11 protein-coding genes are annotated in these 22,850 nt (G+C 44.1%); all 11 read left to right on the top strand.

The genetic code is table 11. The annotated features are described in order from the left end of the window. The first annotated feature begins 124 nt into the window (after window positions 1-124). The 11 genes from C0979_RS06500 (at window position 125) to C0979_RS06450 (ending at window position 22,731) form a co-directional block, all read left to right on the top strand. Complete coding sequence (locus C0979_RS06500) at window positions 125-5,689, top strand: metallophosphoesterase (RefSeq protein WP_101695205.1); 5,565 nt, start codon at window positions 125-127, stop codon at window positions 5,687-5,689. Continuing rightward, window positions 5,689-6,264: a hypothetical protein gene (locus C0979_RS06495; RefSeq protein WP_242962659.1), complete on the top strand. Its 576-nt coding sequence runs from the start codon at window positions 5,689-5,691 to the stop codon at window positions 6,262-6,264. The genes C0979_RS06500 and C0979_RS06495 overlap by 1 nt, the downstream gene beginning before the upstream one ends. Window positions 6,265-6,335: 71 nt before the next feature. After that, window positions 6,336-6,881 (top strand): hypothetical protein, encoded by a 546-nt coding sequence (locus C0979_RS06490; RefSeq protein WP_101695335.1) that lies wholly within the window; start codon window positions 6,336-6,338, stop codon window positions 6,879-6,881. 13 nt (window positions 6,882-6,894) lie between these two features. After that, window positions 6,895-7,602, top strand: a complete 708-nt coding sequence (locus tag C0979_RS06485) for a hypothetical protein (protein ID WP_101695204.1) — start codon at window positions 6,895-6,897, stop codon at window positions 7,600-7,602. Between the two features lie 175 nt (window positions 7,603-7,777). Further along, window positions 7,778-9,946 carry an IdeS/Mac family cysteine endopeptidase gene (locus tag C0979_RS06480; RefSeq protein WP_101695203.1) on the top strand — a complete coding sequence of 723 codons (2,169 nt, stop codon included), beginning with the start codon at window positions 7,778-7,780 and terminating at the stop codon, window positions 9,944-9,946. Between the two features lie 304 nt (window positions 9,947-10,250). Next, window positions 10,251-12,167 carry a PfkB family carbohydrate kinase gene (locus tag C0979_RS06475; protein ID WP_101695202.1) on the top strand — a complete coding sequence of 639 codons (1,917 nt, stop codon included), beginning with the start codon at window positions 10,251-10,253 and terminating at the stop codon, window positions 12,165-12,167. Between the two features lie 3 nt (window positions 12,168-12,170). Continuing rightward, a complete protein-coding gene (gene rbsK / locus C0979_RS06470) occupies window positions 12,171-13,076 on the top strand; it encodes a ribokinase (RefSeq protein ID WP_101695201.1) in 906 nt (301 codons plus the stop codon). Window positions 13,077-13,107: 31 nt separating this feature from the next. After that, window positions 13,108-13,728, top strand: coding sequence for a DUF4867 family protein (locus C0979_RS06465; protein ID WP_200816244.1), 621 nt, complete (start codon window positions 13,108-13,110; stop codon window positions 13,726-13,728). A gap of 20 nt (window positions 13,729-13,748) precedes the next feature. After that, complete coding sequence (locus C0979_RS06460) at window positions 13,749-16,370, top strand: alpha-L-rhamnosidase (RefSeq protein ID WP_101695200.1); 2,622 nt, start codon at window positions 13,749-13,751, stop codon at window positions 16,368-16,370. A gap of 11 nt (window positions 16,371-16,381) precedes the next feature. After that, window positions 16,382-17,080 (top strand): nicotinamide riboside transporter PnuC, encoded by a 699-nt coding sequence (gene pnuC, locus C0979_RS06455; protein WP_101695199.1) that lies wholly within the window; start codon window positions 16,382-16,384, stop codon window positions 17,078-17,080. 254 nt (window positions 17,081-17,334) lie between these two features. Next, window positions 17,335-22,731: a glycoside hydrolase family 2 TIM barrel-domain containing protein gene (locus tag C0979_RS06450; protein ID WP_408608326.1), complete on the top strand. Its 5,397-nt coding sequence runs from the start codon at window positions 17,335-17,337 to the stop codon at window positions 22,729-22,731. Window positions 22,732-22,850: the final 119 nt, after the last annotated feature.

The following is a 22,850-nucleotide window of genomic DNA, read 5'->3' as shown; positions in this document are numbered from 1 at the left end:
GTGGTTTCCCTTTATTTAACGTTCATTTAACACCAAAAAGCTTTTGGATTTAATATACACCGCTTACAATACGGTTTCAGGGTGACAAAGTTATCAGAAACTTGGAAATGAAAGGAATTAGAAGATGAGGAAACAGTTCAAATTATGGAAAAGGATCTGTGCAGGGGCAATGGCAGTGGTCATTGTTGGAGCTACACTGATGCCGGGAGTAGAGACTCACGCAACGAGTGCAACGCATTTAGAGGCGGAACAAGAGCCTTTGGAAGCAGAGTCAAAGAAAATATGTGTGATTTCAGATACGCATTATTATCCTCTTAATTATGTGACGGATTGTGAGGATTATAAGACTTACGTAGGCGGGGATCCTAAGATGCTGGCAGAATCGGGTTCTATTATAGATTCTGCCTTAAATATGATTAAGAAAGATAAGCCGGATTTGGTTCTTATATCAGGAGACCTTACAAAAGACGGTGAGAAATTGGGACATCAAAATATGGCAGAGAAATTGCAGACGATTGAAGATGAAACGGATGCAGAAGTATTTGTTATCAATGGAAATCATGATATTTATAATTATCAGGATTCTTGTACGTTTGAAAATGGAAAGAAAGAAAAAGCAGAGACTACAACTCCGGCAGAATTTAAAGAGATTTACAGTCAATTTGGTTATAACGGAGAGTACGATGCGCAGTATTATACGCCGCCGGTTGGAAAAGAGGCAGGAGGTCTTTCCTATTCCGTAACATTTGGGGATTACGTGATTATTGGAATTGACTCGGGAAGATATAGTCCGGATGCAGATACGGGAATGGACACAAATGAACATATTACGGCAGGAAGAATTGATGCATCGTTACTCCCGTGGGTAGAAAAGCAGGTAAAAGATGCAAAGGAAAAGGGTAAGACAGCGATCGGATTGATGCATCACGGATTGTTACCGCACTTTTCAAAAGAAGCGGAACTATTAAGTGAGTATGTGGTAGATGATTGGCAGGAAATGGCAACGACACTGGCTGATGCAGGAATGCGTTACATCTTCACAGGACATATGCATGCAAATGATATTGCGGAGTATACAACCGTCAGCGGTAATAAGATTTATGATCTTGAGACAGGGTCTTTGGCAGCTTATGGTTCTCCGGTACGTACCGTAACCATTCAAAGGGATCAGATGATGACGGATCGCTCAACGCTTCAATTAGATGAGAAATTTCACGTAAAAAGTGAAAGCGTGAAGTCGATTCAATATAATGGAGAGACGATAGCGGATCTTCAGGACTATACGATGAAGAAGCTGTATCCGGAAACCCTATTTAACAATATGGCAGGCGGAATGTTAAAGCCAATGATTCAGGATGTTGCAAATGTGGGGATTCGGAAGTATCTGGCAGAAAATCTTCCGGAGGTAGATATTGATTCGATTGTATTAGATACGGTGCGGGAAGCACTGGCAGGAGGAATGACACTGGAGCTTGGATCTGGTATCGGGCGTGTTATGATCAGCTACCGTAATGGAGGGATTGAGCTTAAGCCTACGGGAACCGCGGGACTGATCGGAACAACAACCATCAGTGATGCACAGCTTATTCGCGTGGTTGATGACCTTCTTGCTAAGGTGGAAAATCAATATTTGAAAGATCCGAAATACCTGCTTGGGAAAGTGGATGAGATTGTCACGAAAGTGTCAAAATTTGGTGTGGGTTCTTTGGAAGGTCAGGAAAAGACATTATATGATTTCATCGTGCTGCTTCTGACCAGTCATTATGCAGGTGGGGAGAATCCGCCGGAATGGGTGGTAGAACAGGTACTTCCATATCTTAGAAAAGGCGAAGTGATCAAAGATCTGATCGAGATGCTGGTTGGAGATGTTGTTGTAATTATTAATGATCTGGCTTCTAATTTAAACATAAATACAGGCATTGTGTTCAGTGGCCTTTGGAAAACGGCAATTGATTCTCAGACAAATAATGGTAACCTGGCGACAATAGTGGGATTATTTAATCTGGATTTAAAAGAAGTTATCAATGGTTTAATCTCCGAATATATGAGTGATAGCTTTTTGACGGGAATGGGAGGCTTGTTAGATGAATATGCAGCGTCCTTCCTTTATGACACAGATAGTCAGGATGATATTCTGAATGATGAGAACGGAAGGACAATTACTTACTCGACATCGACGCCGGTGGAACCGCAGAAGCCATCGGTGGCAAACGGATTAGCGCCGACTCAGATTACGATGACGCAGGGCGAAGAGCCGGATTCCAGATATCTTCGGTGGTATACGGGAGCTGGAGTGTCGGGAACAGCGGTGGCACAAATAGCGGAAAGTGAAGATTTTGCAAATGCTTCCACATTTACGGCAAGTGTTGAGAAGGTAGTAAAGCCAAAAACACTGTTAAATCTAGGGTTGATGGCAACTTATACGACACAGAAGGCGCAAAAGTATACGGCAAAGCTCACAGGGCTTGAGACGGGAAAAACATATTACTATAGAGTTGGTATCAGTGAGACGGAAAACTATAGTACACCGGTGGCATTTACCGTAAAGAATGAGGAAACATCCGGTTTTACGTTTATTAATGTGAATGATTCTCAGGGAATGATTGCCTCGGATTATGAAACCTATTTGAATACATTGGCAGAAGCAAAGCGTCAATTTGATGGGGCGGCATTTACATTGCACTCGGGAGATTTTGTGGACGATGGAAGCAATGAAGATTACTGGACCTGGGCGTTGGACGGGGTATCAGAATCGGTATCTTATATGCCGGCGGCCGGAAATCATGAAGCGAAGTCCAGCGTAGAAGGAATTACAGACCCTAATGCGATTACTTCACATTTTGAAATTCAGAATCAGGATATCCCAGAGCAAGATAGAAGTACGGGAATCTATTATTCCTATGAGTATCAAAATGCGACCTTCATTGTGTTGAATACCAATGACGTGACAAAAGAGGGATATTTGTCGGATGCTCAGTACCAATGGGCTTATGAAAAGGCGGAAAATGCAAAGACGGATTGGAAGATTATTCTGATGCACAAGTCTCCGTATTCCAATGGACCACATGCGGAAGATAAAGATGTGATAGCGATTCGTAAGCAGTTGAACAATCTTGCGGCAGATTGTGATGTGGATCTGGTTTTGTCTGGTCATGACCATGTATATAACCGGACGCCATATCTTTCACAGGGAAAAACACAGCAGGTGAAGACAAGAGAAACGGCTTACCAGGGACATAATTATACGGCTGCGGTAAATCCGTCAGGAACAGTATTTGTCATTGCCGGAACTGCAGGAGTAAAAAATTATGTACAGACGCCGGTATCTACCGTGCCAAGTGAGAAGACATTCCAACAGACATGCCCGGTATATGCAGGAGTTACAATTGATGGTGGAAAGTTATATTACAGAGCATATCAAGTGAAGGATGGAGTGTCTGAGTTGGTAGACTCTTTTGCTATTGATAAATCAAAAGAGACAGAAATTCCGGAATGGGAGAAGGTCAAAGATATGATTACAGCGCTTCCGGATATGCCTACGTTAAAGGATGCATCTGATATTGAATCTGCGAGGGCAGCATATGATGCGTTAGGAGAAGAAGAGAAAGCGCAGGTGCCGAATGTAAATCGATTACTGCAGGCAGAGAAAATCCTTCATGCATTGCAGAACATTAATGGCAAACAGACCATGAGCGTGAATAATAAGTCTGATTTTGTGAATGCATTGAATAACCCTAACGTAGGAACAATCATAACCGGTGGTGCTGAGATTGAGTTTGAAGTTATTAAATGGTTCCAGGCAAAAGAAAACAAGTATGATATCACAAGAGATCTTCGGATCATGGGAAGCTCAAAGTTGACCTTTGTTAGCTTTTTGGTGAAGAATGGAGCGACACTGATCTTAGATGGAGATGTTGCCATTGATGATACGAGAGCACAGGGCTCCGTATACGAATCCTTGAATCCGGTCGAGGTCTATGGAAACTCTACGTTGATTACAAGCGGGCACGTGGCAATGCGGACTGAGTACGGAACGGGAGGCGGTGAATCCGGTATCTGTGTAAAGCTGACAGAAGAAGGAAGTAAGGCAATTTTAGGAAGTGATGGAAGTTATTGGGCAGCAGAGTCGGCTGTGTATTCCTCCATCGGCAATACGGAAGTGATCATAAATGACGGAACCTACGAACGGAAAAATGAAAACCATCGCGCAGTAGATTCTCAGGGAAGGATAGAGGTTAACGGAGGTACCGTTCGAAATCTTTGGTGTAAAGGAAATCTATACATCAATGGAGGAACCTTTGATAATGGAAGCGTTTTGAATCCTCAGATTCCAGTGGATATCGAAGGAAATGCCTACATGACAGGAGGAACAATTATACCGCACGACGGAAATGGAGTGAAGCTTAGATCTAGCGGGAAATTGCATATTCTGACAGGGACAGTTGGAAATGTAGAGATTGGAAATGCACAGCCCCATGTGGGAGTGGTGACAACTTCAAATTACAAAGATATTGAAGTTCGCTATCACAATATCAATGGTTCGGGAGATATGGATGGAATCTATGAAACTGCGGCAGCTGCTAGTACGGTTGAGAGCTTGGCAAATGCAGGCGGCACGAAGTTGGAAGGAAGTAGTGCAAAAGATGGCTTGATGACAGGTGTGTTAGGAGAAGGAAACCATCATGTATACGGAAAATATTATCTTGCCGGCGGAGGCAAGACTCCGGCAACTGGATTTAGTGTAGACGATGGTGGAGAAGCAATTGTGTATGGGCATACAAGGTTTATAGAGAATCATCCGGTGACCGGAGCAGTGATTGAAGGAGAAGATACTAGATTGGTACAATACCGAGAAGGTGCTGAAATTAGATTGAATGGTTATACACTTCCTGCCAATGCGTTTGATAATGCGGTGAAATGGACATCGGATCCGGAAGAGGTGGCAAGCGTAGATCGTGGAAAAGTTACATTGAAGAAGACGGGAACGGCAAACATAACGATGACGTCTCAGTCTAACCCGAGTTATTTTGATACGGTAAAAATACTTGCAGTAGATCCGAAGATTCAAGGGGATGATGTCTTGGAAGGAGATGATTCTCCAAAAACATATACGTTAGATTTGAAGGCGGAAGGAATTGGAGAAGAGGATCGTAAACGGATTAGTTACAAATGGTCCGTCGATGATTTATCAATTGCGACCATAGATCCGGATACAGGTGTTCTTACTAAAGTTGGACAGGGAGTAGTTCGTGTAACGGCACAGCTTCTGTTAGATGGTGTGGCAACAGACGTGAAAGTTAGCAAAGAAGTGTTAGTAAGAGATATTGTGTCAGTAGAAATTACGTGGGGGGATATGGAATACACCTACCATGAAGGCAACTGGAACAAGGATACACATCAATATGATGGACAAGGCTGGACGGCTGATGTAAGTAATGGAGATCAGATTCATATTAGAAATACAGGAAAAGCAGCCATCAAAGCAGGATTTGGATATGAGGCCGGGGAAGGATTTCAATCGATCAATGGAGAGTTTTTGAAAGACAAGAGTCCGATTACGGCAGCTACGCTTCAACCGGAAGAAGAGACTAATGTGCAGCTCCTTCTTAAAAATAAGCCGGATCGTCATCTAACCAAAGAAGCGGTGGGAAGAGTTACGCTTACAATTAATCAGGAGAATAGAAGGTAATGAAGAACGGAGAAACGAATGAACAAGAGTGCTTAGGCGCAAAAAGCGCCAAGAGCACACAGAAGAAACATAAGATGTGGATAAGGATTCTTTTTATCATATTATTGTTAGGCATAGGAATTATGGTGGCTTTATATGTGAAAAGAAGCAATTCGGAAGATTTTGCCCCGAAGGTGGATCAATCGGCAGAACAAATGGAAGGTGCAGAAGATAAGATGGATGCGCCTAACGGCGGTGGTGCAGTGAGTTTGACATACTCTACGGTGGTGACAGTGTCTATGGAGGATCGAACAGCTCAGCTTCTATTTGAAAATCCATCGAAGTCAACCAAAGATACCTCGCTTCAGTTAACCGTAAAAGGACAAAATGAAGGAGAGGAATTATTGCTTGCAGAATCAGAACTAATACCGGCAGGGTACAAGCTTACTCAGATGAATTTAAAAGATAAGATAGATTTGGACCCGGGGAAATATGAGGGCAATTTGAAGGTGTTGTATTATGACAGTGAGAACGGGGAAAAAGAAGTGGTAGACACGAAAATTCCCGTTACATTAACCGTGAATAACGGAAATTAGAAATGGTTTCCGTTTTCAATATAGAAACTAATCAAAAGGAAAACTATGAGGTAGTAAAGGAGAAAAAGAAAATGAAAAACAAAAAATTAGCAGCAGTAGCAATGACAAGCATGATGGTATTGGCAATGGGGACAAATGTATGTGCAGCATCTCCGATTGAAGAACTACAAGGAACCGATTCCAAAGAAGTAAAAGCAAGTTATGAAACAAATCACGAAGCTGAGACTGTATATAGTGTGGATATTGTGTGGGGCGATATGCAGTATAAGTATACGATCGATTCTGAAGGAACCTGGAATCCAGAGAATCACAAGTTTGAAGGAGCATCCGAAGCAGGACAGTGGTCTTGTAATGAAGGCGCCGACAAGGTAAAAGTAACGAATCACTCCAACGCAGCAGTTAAAGTGGCATTCAGTTATGCGGCAGAGGATGCATATAAAACAATCAATGGTAATTTTAACAAGAATGAAGTGAATCTTAAAACAGCAGAAGGAACAGAGGTTGGAGAAGCACCTGCAGATGAAGTACAGCTTACATTGAATGGAACATTAGATAAGAATGTAGAACAACCGACAAAGATTGGTACCGCGACTGTTACGTTAAATGCAGCGCAGTAAGGGAAGCAAGCAGATGAAGAGAAAGACGATTACAACGATCTGTTTGATGTTTCTTCTATTTATCTTTGGTATGTCAGATGTTTCTGCGATGGAAAATGTTGGCGGAAGCAAGGCTGTAGAAGGGCAGAAAGTCTTTTCTTTGGGCGCGCATACATATATCAGTGAGATTGTGGATGGACATGCAGTAGCTGTTGCGGGAGATGCCGCGCGGTTCGAGCTAGAAGGGGAAGGCTTGGATGGTCTGTACCTGTGTGTCATTGAAATAAAGAAAGGCGAGGATGCCTATCAGTGGCTTGAGAAAGAGCTGGATCGTGAAGGGAAAATGCATGGAGCCTATGCGGTGCTTTTTATGAATGCAAACGGAGAGTATGTTACGCCTGATAAAGAGTTTACTGTGAAGATGCAGGTGACAACAGACGAAGAAAACTTAGAGGTATGGCATGTAGATCCGAATGGAGAGAAGACGGTTCTTCCATCGGCAGGCAAAGAGGGGTTAATTGTTAGTGGAAGAAGGACCGATTATTATGCGGTAGTAGAAGCAGAAAAATCCAGTGGAAGTAAACCAGAGGGCGGTGTCGTTGGAGAGCAGATGTCAGGGAATGGGACACATAGTGGAAAGCCTGGGAAAGTCAAGACTGGGGATTTCAATGAAATCCTTTTATGGGGAAGTCTGGGTGTTCTAAGTATGGTTGGATGTGTGCTGGTACTGAAAAGAAGATAATTGGCAGCAGCAATGTAAATGAAAAACTCTCTACATAGCTTATGAAATATAGCTGTGTAGAGAATTTTTTTCTATAAAAAAGTTGTTACAAAAATGTGGGTAATAGTTTACGTTATCAGAAGGATATGATAAGATTAATTGTTAAATTATCTTCAAACAAAAGAAAGGGGTCGTTATGAAAAAAAGGAAATTTCTTACAGCCTGTGTTTTTGGAGTGGCCTTGCTGCTTGGAAGCTCATTCTATAGCGAAGCGGCAGACGCAGAGGGGAAGAAAGATGCGCAAGAGGTGACAGTTACAGAGTACACAGACGACGATGGTGTAAAAAAGACGATCTTGTGGGTGGATCATATTACTCCGCCGGTGATGAAGGGATCTGATGATGCAAATGCGGATTTTAAGAAAAGGGAGACGGAGCAAGGAGGGCGAAAATATGTTGAATATGTGGCTCCATATGAGAAAAATCATGGTTGGTATGATATAAATAAAACCTTTAGCCAGGATACCTATCTTTGCTTTTCGGCAACTGCATCGAATATGCTTCATTGGTGGATGGATCAGAATTCAGATTATATTGACAAGTACCTGATGATGTATCCGGATTTGCCAAAGCGGGAAGAAATCAAAGAATTGCAGAATTCACCAAAAGGTCAGCATGATAGTAATATCTATAATAGATTTGTAGATCAATTTTCGAACCGGCGTGAAGGGTATTGGCCGGATATTCTTCAGGATCAATTTATTAATGGATATAAACCCAAAGAGAATGGGGGAACGAATGATCCGGGATGGGATGGACAAAATTTGATTCAAAATGGACCTGTTGCGCGTGGAGGATTCTTTTACAATGTGTTTGGTGTGGATATCTTAACACAGCGGCGCTTTTATGATTATACGGGGACTTATGCGGATTTTTCCAGAGATTTGAAAGAGTTTATCCGACAGGGAGAGAGTGTTTCATTAACTTATGATACGAAAGCAAGCGCCCACGTTGTTACTCTTTGGGGTGTTGAACTTGATCCAAATGGGAATGTATGCGCTGTTTATTTCTCGGATTCGGATGATTCGGATAAAAGTACGGAGGGAATGCGCCGTTATCGTGTAGTAAATAGAAATGGGGATGCCTATGTGACAACGGATGTGCGAGATGACGGAAGTGGAAGTAAAGTTTCCTGTCTTACAGCACTTTCTACAGGAGAGAGCACATGGAAACAAATAACGGGGCAATCTCAAATTGAAGTAAAACTGGCATGGGAAAATACAGAGCTTGTATATAATGGAAGTTTGCAAAAACCAAATGTTACGACAGAGGATATTCGTAAAGGCGATGATGCACAGTTGCAGGTAGAAGGAGCAGAAAGCATTGTGGGTACGTATACCGCGTCAGCAAAACTGATTGGTAAAGATGCGGATAAGTATAAATTGCCGGAAAAGAATACAAAAGAATTTGTAATTGCAAAATCAGGGACAGTGTTTGATCAGGGAATAAAAGTATATAACGGGTCAAAAGAAACGTTATTCTTTGATTTTAATGATGAGATGACCGTGAATGTTTTGCCGAGAGCAACGGGGGAAAGCCCATCAGAACAGATGCAGGCACCATTAGAAGCAGTGCTTCCAACCAATGGAAAGGTAGTGTTGTATTGTGGGGATCGGATGGTTTCGGAACCTGTTTCCATAGATGGAAACGGAGGTTATCAGCTTACTTGCCAAATCCTGAAGGAAAATTTTCAGGAAGAAGAAAACCAGGTGACGGTGAAATTTTACGGAGATGACAATTTAGCGGATTATGAGCAAACTGTTATGATTCGTGTGACAGGGGATGCCTATTTGCCGGTGGAAGAAATACCAGCATCCTGTGAAACGCAGGGGAAAAAGGCGCATTTTGTTGACCGTGCCGGAAAACTTTACATAGAAGAAAATGGTCAGAAAAAGGAAGTTACAGAAGAGCAGCTTGTAATTCCGGCATTGGGCCATTCTCTGAAGGAAGCATGGATACAAATAGATGGCAGACATTATCAGGAGTGTCTCAATGGTTGTGGGAAACATTTCAATGAGGCGGATTGTAGTGGAGGAACTGCTACAACGACAGAACGAGCAATTTGTGCAGTCTGCGGAAATCCTTATGGGGAATTACTAGAAGCGCCGGAAAAACCGGAAAAGCCAGAAGTGCCGGAAGTAAATCCGGAGATTCCTTCAGAAGAATCGATTCCGGTAAAACAGGAGCAAGGAAAAGGTGTAGCAAAAGCAGCCAAAACAGGAGATGCTGCTGCAAGTCTAATGTGGCTGCTGTTATTGCTTGGTGCAGGTTTTACAATGAATGTTGTACATTCTAAGAGAAAATAAAAAATACTTATATAAGTAGAATAAAGGAGGAGGGCATCTGCCTCCCATATTAAGGAAGCGTCTAAACAACGGGCGCTTCTTTTTTTGTGGCGTAGGTTTTTTCCTGCTTTGTGGAAAATAAGTAAAAAAAGAAACGAAAGTTGTTTAGTGAAATCATTAAAATAGACAATTTGTCGGAAAATACTTTCGTGTTTCGTGGATATTGCTAAAGGGGAACCAGGATGATAAGATAAATGCAAAATTAGTTTACTAAAATAATTTCTTAAACAATTTCCGAAATGATTTCCGGAAGGGGGGCTTACGTTTGAATATCAATGATATTGCAAGATTGGCAGGAGTATCTGCATCGACGGTGTCGAAGGTGATGAATGGGAAAGACAATGATATCAGTGAGGCGACACGGACGAAAGTCCTAAAGATCATAGAGGAAGAGCAGTATGTTCCATATTTCAAATATATGGATAAAGAAGGATTAAGGCCGCATGTGATCGGACTGATTATAAGAAAGAATCACAGAGAGCGGGAAAATATCGTTTTACATGTTGAGCAGGCGGCGAGAGCGCGGGGCTATGGTGTACTCGTGAGCTATGTGGATGACATCGACGATATTCAGACATGTGTAAACGAATTGATCAAGAAACGGGTGTCGGGGCTGATGATTGATTCGGTGCAAAAGATCCACTGTGGGAAGTTGGACAAGGCGGCCGTCTACTTTACCCAGACGAAGAAGTTTGAGATCAATCAGGGATGCACCTTCTATTATTCTCTGACAGAAGCGGGGAGATTAGCAGCAGATCGCTTGATTGAAGAAGGCCATAAAAAAATTGCCTGCATTACCAAGATGGCAGACGAAGCCGTGATAGAGGGCTATAAGCAGGCTTTGCAAAATCAGAATATAAGAGTTCAGTCATTGTGTATGTACAGTGGAGAGACATTGGAAGATATTGAGAAATATGGATTGAATCAATGTATCAGTCAGAATGTGACAGCTATTATTTGTGGCTCGCCGGAAGTGACGTGCTGTGTGTGGAAGATGCTGGAACGGATGAAGATGGTAATTCCAGATGAATTTTCGGTGATTTCTGTAGGCGACGGAGAATTATTAAACATTTTGGGAGATGGAATTACGGGAGTGGAGTTCCCGGTAAAGGATATGAGTTCTCGCATGGTAAAACTATTATGTCGAATGATTGACCAGGATGAAAAAATGCGAGTAACAGAAAAGTTTCCACCAAGAACCATAGAAAGAAATAGTATTGTTTCTCCGGCGCGTGAAAAGCAGGGGGACATGATTATTGTAGTTGGAAGTATGAACATGGACATCACCACAGAGGTGACCAGGCTGCCCATTGGGGGAGAGACCCAGATCGCGGAACGGCTATTTGTGTTCCCCGGAGGAAAGGGAGGCAATCAGGCCGTTGGTGCAGGAAAGCTTGGCGGACAGGTACATATGATTGGGTGCCTTGGGCAGGATATGGACGGAAAGCAACTCTATACAAGCCTGTTCGAGAATCATGTTCATATGGACGGAGTGTTGTTTGACAAGACAAGTGTAAGTGGGAAAGCGTATATCAATGTCGATGAAGCTGGTGAGAGCACCATCGTGGTTTATCAGGGAGCTAATAAGAATCTGAACATTGAGCAGATCAAGAGATGCCGGTATTTATTTCAAAAGGCAAAGTATTGTCTGATATCACTGGAAATCCCGGAGGAGGTTGTCGAGTATACGATTAAGACCTGTGAACGCAATCAGGTTCAGGTCATTTTAAAACCTTCAGGAGTGAAAAAGATTAAAAAAGAATTATTATCGGGTATTACCTATTTTGTTCCTAATGAAAAGGAATTGGGTTTGCTGGTGCCGGAAGAAGGAACCATGGAAGAAAAAGTGAAGCGTTTGCGAAACAGCGGTGTGAAGAATGTTATTGTGACCATGGGCGAGCGAGGATGCTATCTGGAAAATGATGAGATGTCAAGGTATTTCTCTGGGTCTGGGTTTGAAGCAATCGACACCACGGGAGGAGCAGATTCCTTCATCAGTGCATTGGCGGTACTTTTAAGTGAGGGGAAAAGCCTGGTTTATGCAATTGGATTTGCAATATATGCTTCCGGTATTACTGTTACAAGATATGGGGTTCAGCCAGCATTGCCGGAACGAAAATCAGTGGACATATTTGAGGATGAAATTATTGAAAAATATAAGCTTGTGGAAGAGGAGAAATAGAACATGAAAAAGATAGTAGTAGTTGGCAGCCTGAATATGGATTCGGTGATAGAGGTAGCCGATATGCCGAAGAAAGGGGAAACGATTTCTGGATATAAGGTGTCGATGATCCCGGGCGGAAAGGGTGCAAATCAGGCATATGCAGCTGGTAAGCTTGGCGGAAACGTTCGGATGATCGGAGCAGTCGGTAATGATTCCTTTGGAAAAAGCCTGAAATCCAATCTGGAAAGTGTGGGCGTAGACGTATCCGGTATTGCGGTGCTGGAAGGGGAAACTACGGGGCAGGCCTATATTACGGTGGATGACAGTGGAGAAAATTCGATTATTATCATTGCGGGAACCAATGGACTGGTAGATGTGGAACTGGTTTGGGAACATCGCAAACTGATCGAAGACAGTGATATTGTAATTTTGCAGTTCGAGATACCGTTGGAGGTTGTGGAATACGTCAAAGACATGGCGGTCAAGATGGGGAAAACAGTCATTGTGGATCCAGCTCCTGCCAGAAACGATTTGCCGGATGGTTTTTGGAAAGGGATTCATTATATAAAGCCAAATGAAACGGAGTTAGAGACTTTGGTAGGGAGAAAGCTGACGACGATGGAGGATATCGAAAGCGGTGCAAGGGAAATGTTGGCGCGTGGTGTACAGGCAGTGATCGTGACATTGGGTGGAGATGGATGCTTCTATGTTACAAAGGAAAGGGCAGAATACTTTGCCGCAAATCGGGTACAAGTGGTTGATACCACGGCAGCAGGAGACAGTTTTACAGCTGCGTTTGCATTGGCGCTAAGTGATGGGAAAAGCTGTGAAGAAGCAATTCGGTTTGGCCAAAAGGTATCGTCCTATGTGGTGACAAGGAAAGGTGCACAGACATCGATCCCGACGTTGGAAGATTTAGATAAGTAAGGAGTGGCGAAGTATACAAGGAGGTGATAAAGTGGAAATAAAAAAATTGACAAAAGAATCCATAAGGGAATATGGGAGAATCATTCAAGAGGATTGTTTTGGACCGTTATTCGAGAAGATGCAGTGTATAGAATATCCGGCGGAAGGTATTGAATATGTGATGTCATCGAAGGCCTTAGAGGAAGAAACTATAAAGCAGAAGGTGGAAGAAACAATTTATGGCGGAATGCCGGTGCAGATAGGATATTGTATAGGAAAGAATAAAAGTTTGAATGCATTGGAGTATCATCGTTCTCCGGAAATAAATATAGCGGTAGATGACATGATTCTTTTGCTGGGAAGACTGCAGGATGTGGAAATGGATTTTTCCTATGATACTTCCAGGCTGGAAGCGTTTTACGTTCCGGCTGGCACGGCGGTGGAACTCTATGCAACAACGCTTCATTATGTACCATGTGCGGCGAAGGGGGATACCTTCAGAAGTATCGTTGTTTTACCGAAAGATACGAATCAGACCCTTACGTTTGAGGTGGAGAGGGAAGGGGAAAATCAATTACTTATGGCACAAAATAAGTGGCTGATTGCCCACGAGGAAGCCGGGATCGAAGGTGCCTTCTGCAGATTGCAAGGAGAGAATATTACATTTTTATAAAAGAGAAGGAGGGAGAAGGAATGGAAAAGATTGAGCAGCTTAGGTGTAATGGAGAAGAGCATCCACTTTCCGTAGAAGACTCAAACATCGTTCTGTCTTTTAAGGTTGTAAATGAAGGAGTTTCTTTAGATACATCAAAAGTGGCGGTGCAAATTGCCGATAGTAAAGAAACCGAAAAGAATCTCATATATCAGGCAGAAAAGTCTGGCGAGGGGATGGTTTCTTTGACCTGCGATGTGAAAGAGCTGAAAGCGCATACGAGATACTATTATCGAATCAATGTATGGAATCAGGACTCTGTAGAAATCGGGTGGAGTGACTGGTCCTGGTTTGAAACGGGATTTTTGGATGAAGAGAAACAGACTTCTTTCATACGGGCGGACTATGAGAAAGAGCGGAAAGAAGAGTCCGAGTGTCTGCTGATGAGAAGAGACTTTGAAGTGTCCGGGAAAATAAAAAGGGCGAAGGTATATGTGACGGCAAAAGGCCTTTATGAATTCCGGATGAATGGAGAAAAGATTGGAAAGGATTATCTGACGCCGGGCTTTACGAATTATAAATGTAGAACACAATATCAGGCGTATGATGTGACAAACCAGTTAAAAGAAGGGAAAAATACGGTTGGTTTCATTCTGGGAGACGGTTGGTATAAGGGCTATATTAACTGGAATGAAAAACGGAATTGGTATGGAGATCACAAAGCAGCTTTTATGTATCTTCGGATAGAAAAGGAAGATGGAGATGTCGAAGTTCTTAGAACGGACGAAACATTTACGTGGGCAGTCTCTCCGATTCTTGTCTCAGAAATCTATCATGGGGAAGTCTATGATGCGAGACGTGAAATCAAAGGCTGGGATACGCCGGAATTTGACGCACAGCAGCTATTTCGGCCAGTCCTTCTTGATCGGGATGGCACGGACACCTTGATTCCGACGGAAAATACACCGGTAAGATGTGTAAGAACCTTAAAGCCGCTTCGGATGATTCGGACGCCGAAGGGAGAAACACTGGTCGATTTCGGACAGATTCTTGTGGGAAACGTCCGTATTACGGTATCGGGAGAAAGAGGACAGAAGGTTCACATTAAGCATGGAGAAATGCTGGATAAAGAAGGCAACTTTTATTGCGAAAATATTGCCCCGTCAAAACAGGAAGTGGAATACATCTTAAGCGGTGAGGGAACAGAGACTTATCTGCCGCGATTTACGTTTCAGGATTTCCGCTATATTAAGATCCTGGAATTCCCCGGAGAGCCGACGGCTGATTGCTTTGAAGCGGAAGTCTGGTCGTCTTTTGATGAAGAAACGGGAATGTTTCGTTGCTCGGATGAGAAAATCAACCAATTATATCGCAATACCAAGTGGTCACAGAGGGGCAACTTTATCGATGTGCCAATAGCCGGACCGCAGAGAACAGAGAGACTGGGGTGGACTGGTGATGCGCAGATCTTTGCCAAGACAGCTTGCTATCATATGGACGTAAGAAGGTTTTACAAGAAATGGCTGAATGATTTGCGGACAGAGCAATTTTCAACGGGTGCAGTTCCGTGGGTGGTGCCCAATGTATTAGGGGACGAAGAATATGAATGCCTGGACTTCTTCACACCGGTGCAGAAAGATCCGACCTCTGCTGCCTGGGGAGATGCAGCTCTGATTATTCCCTGGGAATTATACCAACAGTATGGCGACAAAGGAGTGCTGGAGAATCAGTACGAAAGCATGAAACGCTACGTTGAGTATATGCGCAATACATCCGGTGGCGAGGCAGTATTTGAAGAAGGCTTCCATTATGGAGATTGGTTCGCATTAGACGCGTATGAAGGAAGCTTCGTGGGCGCGACGCCGAAAGCATTGATTGCAACCGCCTTTTATGCATACTCGACAGAAATTCTTTCCAAGGCGGCAGGCGTTCTTGGAAAGGAAGCGGAGCAGAAAGAATATCAGGAATTAAGAGAGAAAATCAAAGCTGCCTTTATCAAGAAGTATTGTGATCAAAGTGGCAGAATGACGGTAGAGACGCAGACAGCCTGTGTGCTGGCGCTTCAGTTTGGGCTGATCAAAGAAGCACAGATACCTGTGGTTGCAGAACAATTGATGGAATACTTAAAAGCAAGAAATGGTCACATTTCTACCGGATTTGTCGGAACCGGATATATTCTTCATGTGCTGGCAAAATATGGGCACCCGGAGATGGCTTATCAGCTTCTGTTTAATGAAGATTGTCCGTCCTGGCTTTATCAGGTGAACTGTGGGGCAACAACGGTATGGGAACACTGGGACGGCTATAAGCCGGACGGAAGCTTTTGGGAGCCGTGGATGAATTCCTTTAACCATTATGCATATGGCTGTGTAGGAGATTTCCTGTATTCGGCTGTTGCGGGAATTGTGCCGGATGAACAAAAGCCTGGCTATCAGCATTTTTATCTGCGGCCGATTTTTACCGATCGTCTGGGATTTGCGGAGTGTTCTTTGGAAACGGTGCGTGGAGAAATCTATGTGAAATGGGAAAAAGAGACGGACGGCTATGCGATAGAGGTAAGAGTGCCGTTCGCAAGTACGGCAACGTTGATTGTACCGGAAGAAGGAAAAGAAACAATAAAGTTACTAAAAACAGGAAATTATAATTTCAAATATAAAGGATAAGGAGAAAGAGGATGAAAAAATTTTTTGCAGACTGGACAAAATTTGAGAAAGGATTAATGATTGTTGCAACGGCATTGATGATCGTGCTGAGTTTTATCTGGAAGGATACGCCGATCGGAACGCTTTCAGCAGTGACGGGCGTGATCTCCGTCGTGCTCTGTGCAAAAGGAAGAGTATCCAACTATGTATTCGGAATGGTGTATGTAACAGCATATGCATATGTTGCGTTCCAGAATAAGCTGTATGGCGAGGTTATGATGAACCTTCTCTACTATGTGCCGATGAACGTGATTGGTTTTATTACCTGGACAAAGCTGGCGAAGAAGAAAGCAGAAAGTGCACAGACTGGAGACGTAAGTAAAGATGTAGAGACAAGACACATGTCTTCCAAACAAAGAGTGATGACTTTCGTGGTTGCAGTTGTAGTAATTCTGGTATATTGGCAGCTGTTAAAATTCATGGGTGGAAATCTTGCGCTTATCGATTCCTGCTCTACCATCGTATCCATTATCGCAATGTATCTTCAGGTTATGAGATACACGGAAAGCTGGATTATGTGGATCTTTACCAACTTGATTTCGATTGTATTGTGGTTAACAGCGATGCTTACACAGGACAGCAACAACATTACGATGCTGCTGATGTGGAGCGCATACCTTGTAAATTCTACATATGGATATATCAACTGGAAAAAGTTAGAGGCAAAATAAACCTTCCTTCTTATGTAAATAGGGGAGAAAACGGGCGTGCGGAAATTCGGTTCTGTATGCCCGTTTTTTTAATGAATAGAATTTTTACCAAAGTAGGTAGGATATTCTATGTCTTTATGAAGGCGGAATTTGTATGATGCAATAGTAAAAATACGTTGGGGAATGTGACAATACGTGCATACCAATGGGGAAAAGGAGGAAAAGATGTGATTAAGTTACACAACAAGAACCGTTCTCGTGTGGGTGCGGCCGTAATGACAGCAGCATTGTTAATGTCTGGAGTCGGCACTATGGTTGATGTCCAGGCAGCGGGAGACCAGATTGGGGTTCGGACTCAGACGCAGACGCAGATGGTTTCTGATAAGGAAGCTGTCTATCTGAATACCTATGGGGACACTGGCGAGCGCACGCAGAACTTCGATGCAAACTGGAAGTTCTACTACGGAGATGCGGGAAATGCAGAGGGAGCATCCTTTGATGACTCCAAATGGAGAAATGTAAACCTTCCGCACGATTACAGCATTGAGCAGGCCTTTACTACACAGGGTGAGGCGGAGAGCGGATATCTTCCGGGAGGAACTGGATGGTACCGTAAGAAGTTCACTCTTCCGGAGGACGCGAAAGACAAAGTGGTCCGGATTGACTTTGATGGAGTCTATATGAACTCCACCGTATGGGTGAACGGCAAGCAGATGGGAACGCATCCTTATGGATATACCCCATTTTCTTATGACATCACAGAGGCGTTAAAGTTTGGCGAGGAAAATGTGATCGCAGTCAAGGTGGATCACAAGACACCTTCCAGCCGTTGGTACTCTGGAAGTGGTATTTACAGAAGTGTAAACCTTACCGTGACTGACAAGGTTCATGTAGATCTTTATGGAACGAAGATCGAGACACCGGAACTGGCAACAAACCAGGCAGCGGTTAAGACCAACATTAAAACAAGCGTAGCCAATGCAGGCGATAAAGCAGCAGAAGTTACGCTGACACACAAGGTATTCAAAAAAGGCGATGCGTCTGAGACAGCTATCGGAACGGTTACCACAGATCCAGTATCTGTAGAGGCAGGAAAGACAGCTGAGGTGAATGCAGAGTTAACAGCACAGAATCCGGAATTATGGAGCAACACCAATCCGGCACTGTACATCGTAAGAACGGAAGTGAAATCCGGAGAGCAGGTAGTAGATACCTACGATACCGAGTATGGATTCCGTTACTTTAACTTTGATGCAAACAATGGATTCTCTTTGAATGGACAGAACATGAAGCTGAAGGGTGTATGTATGCACCATGATCAGGGAGCGCTTGGAGCGGTTGCAAACCGCCGCGCCATCGAGCGTCAGGTAGAGATCCTTCAGGAGATGGGATGTAACTCCATTCGAGTGACTCACAATCCGGCAGCTTCTGCGCTGATCGAGGTATGTAACGAGAAGGGTATGATCCTGATCGAGGAAGCCTTTGACGGATGGATCAAGCAAAAGAATAGCAATAGTCAGGATTATGCGAAGTGGTTCAGGACTGGCATTGAAGAGGGCAACAAGATCCTTGGAAAGAAAGACGGCATGACATGGGCACAGTTTGATCTGGAAGCAATGATTAAACGTGGCGAGAATGCACCGTCCATCATTATGTGGTCCCTTGGAAACGAGGTAATTGAAGGAATCAGCGGAGGAGCAGAAGGATATTCTAAAGCGGCTTCTGATCTGATTAAGTGGGCAAATGGAACTGGAACCAGCAAGCTGTTAACCTTTGGCGGGAACAAGTTGAAAGGCAATAATTCAACAGAGATTGATATTGCAACTCAGTTAAATGCAGCAGGCGGTGTGGTTGGATATAACTATGCCGATGATGATCAGCTTAAGAATGGTCATAGGGCACACCCAGATTGGAAGATCTATGGATCTGAGACGGCCTCTTCTGTTAACAGCCGTGGGATCTACAATCGAACCACCGATACAGGGCAGACTGCTGATAAACAGTTGACTTCGTATGATGGATCAGCAGTTGGCTGGGGCAAGCTTGCCAGCGATGCATGGTATACTACCATTATCAATGACTTCGTAGCAGGTGAGTATGTATGGACAGGCTTTGACTATATCGGAGAGCCGACTCACTGGAATGGAACTGGATCAGGGGCTGTAGGAAACTGGCCGTCACCGAAGAACAGTTACTTTGGTATTATCGATACGGCGGGATTCCCGAAGGATTCCTACTATCTGTATCAGAGTCAGTGGAACGATTCCAAACACACCTTACACGTACTTCCGGCATGGAACGAAGACGTGGTAGCAAAAGATAGAAATGGAAAGGTACCGGTAGTGGTATATTCCGATGCGGCGGCAGTAGAGCTCTACTTTACACCGGCAGATGGCGGGGAACGTCAGAAAATTGGAGAAAGAAAAGAGTTTACTAAAAAGACGACAGATCTTGGATATACCTATCAGATTTATGAAGGAGCAGACAAGGATCGGACAGAACATAAGAACCTGTATCTGACCTGGAACGTTCCATATGCAGATGGAACCATCGAGGCGGTAGCCTACGATGAAGGCGGTCAGGTGATTAGCGATACCTGCGGACGTTCTTCCGTGAAGACAACAGGCGGGGAAGCAAAGCTTGCGGCAGTAGCAGATCGTCAGGAAATCAAAGCGGATGGCAAAGATCTGTCCTACATTACCGTAGATGTGACAGATGCAGAAGGTAACATCGTGCCGGATGCAAAGGACCGCGTAACCTTCAAGGTAGAAGGAGACGGTGTGTTAGTAGGTGTGGACAATGGAAATTCTCCAGACCACGATCCTTATAAAGCAGATAACAAGACTGCATTTAGCGGCAAGGTGCTGGCAATCGTACAGTCTACCAAGCAGGCAGGAAATATTAAGGTAACAGCAACAGCCAAAGGCCTGGAAAGTTCAACGGTGAATATTACGACGACTCCAGCTGGTGAAGGCGGAGAGGTGCAGAAGCAGGCAGATAGTCTGTTCATGTCCAAGCACTATTATGTAAAGGTTGGTAATGTGCCGGAACTTCCAAAACAGATCGAAGTTCGTTATGTAGATGGAAGTGCAGAGAATAAGGAGGTTGTATGGAATGCGATCAGCCAGGAGCAGATCGGAGCAGCCGGATCCTTCGTTGTCAATGGTGTGGTAGACGGAAAGCATAAAGTATCCGTCAATGTAACCATGATCGATCAGATCGGCGGTCTTCTCAACTACTCCGTAACGATTCCAACGGGAACGAAACCGGATCTTCCGGAGACACGTCCGGCGGTACTGGCAAATGGAGAAGTGCTTGACGCAGCCTTCCCGGTAGAATGGGAAGCTCCAGAGAAAGATGCCTTTGCAAAAGAAGGAATCGTTGCTGTAAATGGAAAGGCTAACGTATTGGGGCAGGAGATTCAGGTGACAGCTTCTGTTCGTGCACAGAAAGAAAAGGTTACCATAGGAGCAAGTGTTTCTGACAAGGCTGCAAGGCTGGAACAGGATATTCCAAAAGAGCAGCAGTCTGATACATTAAAAGCGGTGAACGATGGTCAGACAGCGATGGGAGAAAACGGTAGCGGAGGAGCCAATCCGACTGCATGGACTAACTGGACAGCGTCCAAGAATGGTGACAAAGATGCACAGATTGTTATGGGCTATGATACCGCTCAGAGAATCGGTGAGATTACCATTCATTTCGCAAGAAATAATACCGATATCGTATTCCCGGATGCCGGTACGACAGAGATCTATATTGCCGATAACAGTGCAGCAGGATTTGAAGATCCAGGCTGGAGGAAGGTAGAGGCAAAAGAGGTTATCGGTACCGAGAAAGATTATGTAACACCATATACATACAAGCTGGATCAGCCGATTGAGGTAACTGCAATTAAGTTTAAGATTCAGAATAAAGACGTTCAGCTTGGTGGCGGTAAGAAGCCATGTACCGGAATTACCGAGATTGAATTGAAACTGGCTCAGGGTGATTACCCGGTATACAAGAGCGCGAAGCTTGCGAAGTTAAGTGTCAATGGAGAAGAAGTACCAGAATCCGCTTTGGAAGCTGGAACTTACAATACACCGGCAATTATTGCAGATGTAACCTACGAGACATTTGAAAATGCGGCAGTTACAGAGCTTCCGGTGGTAGATAACCGGAAAGTGCTGATTATCGAGTCCGAAGATCATATGACGAGAAATAAATTCGTGATCAATCTGGATCAGGATGGAGAATTAGCACCGGCTGATGATGCCAGAGATTATCCGATCGATAAGATGGGAGTAGAAGCAGCAAGTGCAAATGCTTTAGCAGGCCAGGGAACGGAAGGACCGGCAGAACTTGTAAAAGATAAAGAAGCGAATACCCATTGGCATACAAACTATGACAAGAAAGAAGGGGCAAAGCTTGAGCATCGTCGGATTACACTGTCCGTGGCAGACGAGGATGTAGAAGCGGTAACCTTAGATGCACTTCGTTACTATCCAAGAGTAAAAAATGGAGGAAATGGACGTGTATCTGAATATCTGGTAGAGTATAGTACCAATGGAACCGATTGGACAGAGATTTCCAAAGGCAACTGGAATACTGATGAAGTAGGCTGGATGCTGGCAGAATTTAATGAACCAATCCATGCGAAATATGTGCGTCTGACAGGAGTTCATACCGTTGCAGATAGTGGAGCGGATGAGCACATGGCGGTTGCTGAGCTTCGTCTTAGAACGGTAAAACAGACAACAGATATCGCAGATGGCGCGAAGATAGAAGCAGCTCCGATTGAGAAGCAGGTAGTTCCATATGTGAATGCTGAGAACCCGGTTATCCTGAAGCCAGAACAGCTTGTTCTGACCAACAAGGAGACAGGCGAGAAGCTTCGTTATGGTGTTGACTACAAGGTAGCTTATGAGAACAATACTGACTTTGGAACAGCAACAGCTGTTGTAACTGGTATTTCCAACTATTCTGGAGAGTTAAGACTGAACTTCGAGATCGAGAAAGCACCTGTTGTATTGGAGACTATTTCCGTTAAGACAGGACCGGCAAAGACAACCTACAAAGTAGGCGAGACCTTTGATCCGACAGGTCTGGTACTGATGCTTGCAAACAGCGATTTGTCAACTGTTGAAGTAGCATACGGTGAGGATACCAAGAACGACTTTACATTTGAGCCGTCTCTTGACACCAAGCTTACCGAGGATATGAGCAAGGTAACCGTAACCTATGGCGGAAAATCTGCAGAGATTGCAATCAGCGTACAGAATGCACCATCACTTCGCGATGAGCTGGGTGAGGCAATTGCAAAGGCGGAGAACATTGGTCCAAATGGTTACACCAAGGACAGCTATGAGAAACTTCAGAATGCATTGAATAGTGCAAAAGCGGTTTATGGAAATGACAAGGCAACAGAAGACGAGATTCAGAAGGCCTTAGATGAATTGAATGCAGCAATGACTGCTCTGAAGCCGGTAACACCGACTCCGGGACCAGGAGGAAGTACAGGATCCGGACAGGGCGGACAGGCTGGAAGCCAGAGTGGACAGAGCGGCCAGGCTGGCAAACCAGGCGTAGCAAAGACGGGAGACGTATCTCCAATCGTTCCGCTGGTATTGTTAGCATTCGGAGCAGCAGGTGTCATCGCAGTGATGATCCGCCGCAAGAAAAACGCGTAAGCGTATAAAACGTGCCAAAAGGCATGAAGTGTGCGAGAAAGCGAAAGCGAGCACAATAGGCTGCTGGGCTTCATAAGAGGCTTGGCAGGATGAAAAAGTAAGAAGAGACCGGGAAAACC

Source organism: Dorea phocaeensis (assembly GCF_900240315.1).
Taxonomy (GTDB): Bacteria; Bacillota; Clostridia; order Lachnospirales; family Lachnospiraceae; genus Dorea_B; species Dorea_B phocaeensis.
The sequence above is the reverse complement of the archived record's forward strand: the minus strand, read 5'-3'. Positions and strand labels throughout refer to the sequence as shown.

Excerpts from the sequence above, each read along its gene's own strand:
- C0979_RS06500 (WP_101695205.1), top strand. The coding sequence starts at position 125 with ATGAGGAAACAGTTCAAATTATGGAAAAGGATCTGTGCAGGGGCAATG.
- C0979_RS06495 (WP_242962659.1), top strand. The coding sequence starts at position 5,689 with ATGAAGAACGGAGAAACGAATGAACAAGAGTGCTTAGGCGCAAAAAGC.
- C0979_RS06490 (WP_101695335.1), top strand. The coding sequence starts at position 6,336 with ATGAAAAACAAAAAATTAGCAGCAGTAGCAATGACAAGCATGATGGTA.
- C0979_RS06485 (WP_101695204.1), top strand. The coding sequence starts at position 6,895 with ATGAAGAGAAAGACGATTACAACGATCTGTTTGATGTTTCTTCTATTT.
- C0979_RS06480 (WP_101695203.1), top strand. The coding sequence starts at position 7,778 with ATGAAAAAAAGGAAATTTCTTACAGCCTGTGTTTTTGGAGTGGCCTTG.
- rbsK (WP_101695201.1), top strand. The coding sequence starts at position 12,171 with ATGAAAAAGATAGTAGTAGTTGGCAGCCTGAATATGGATTCGGTGATA.
- C0979_RS06460 (WP_101695200.1), top strand. The coding sequence starts at position 13,749 with ATGGAAAAGATTGAGCAGCTTAGGTGTAATGGAGAAGAGCATCCACTT.
- pnuC (WP_101695199.1), top strand. The coding sequence starts at position 16,382 with ATGAAAAAATTTTTTGCAGACTGGACAAAATTTGAGAAAGGATTAATG.
- C0979_RS06450 (WP_408608326.1), top strand. The coding sequence starts at position 17,335 with ATGACAGCAGCATTGTTAATGTCTGGAGTCGGCACTATGGTTGATGTC.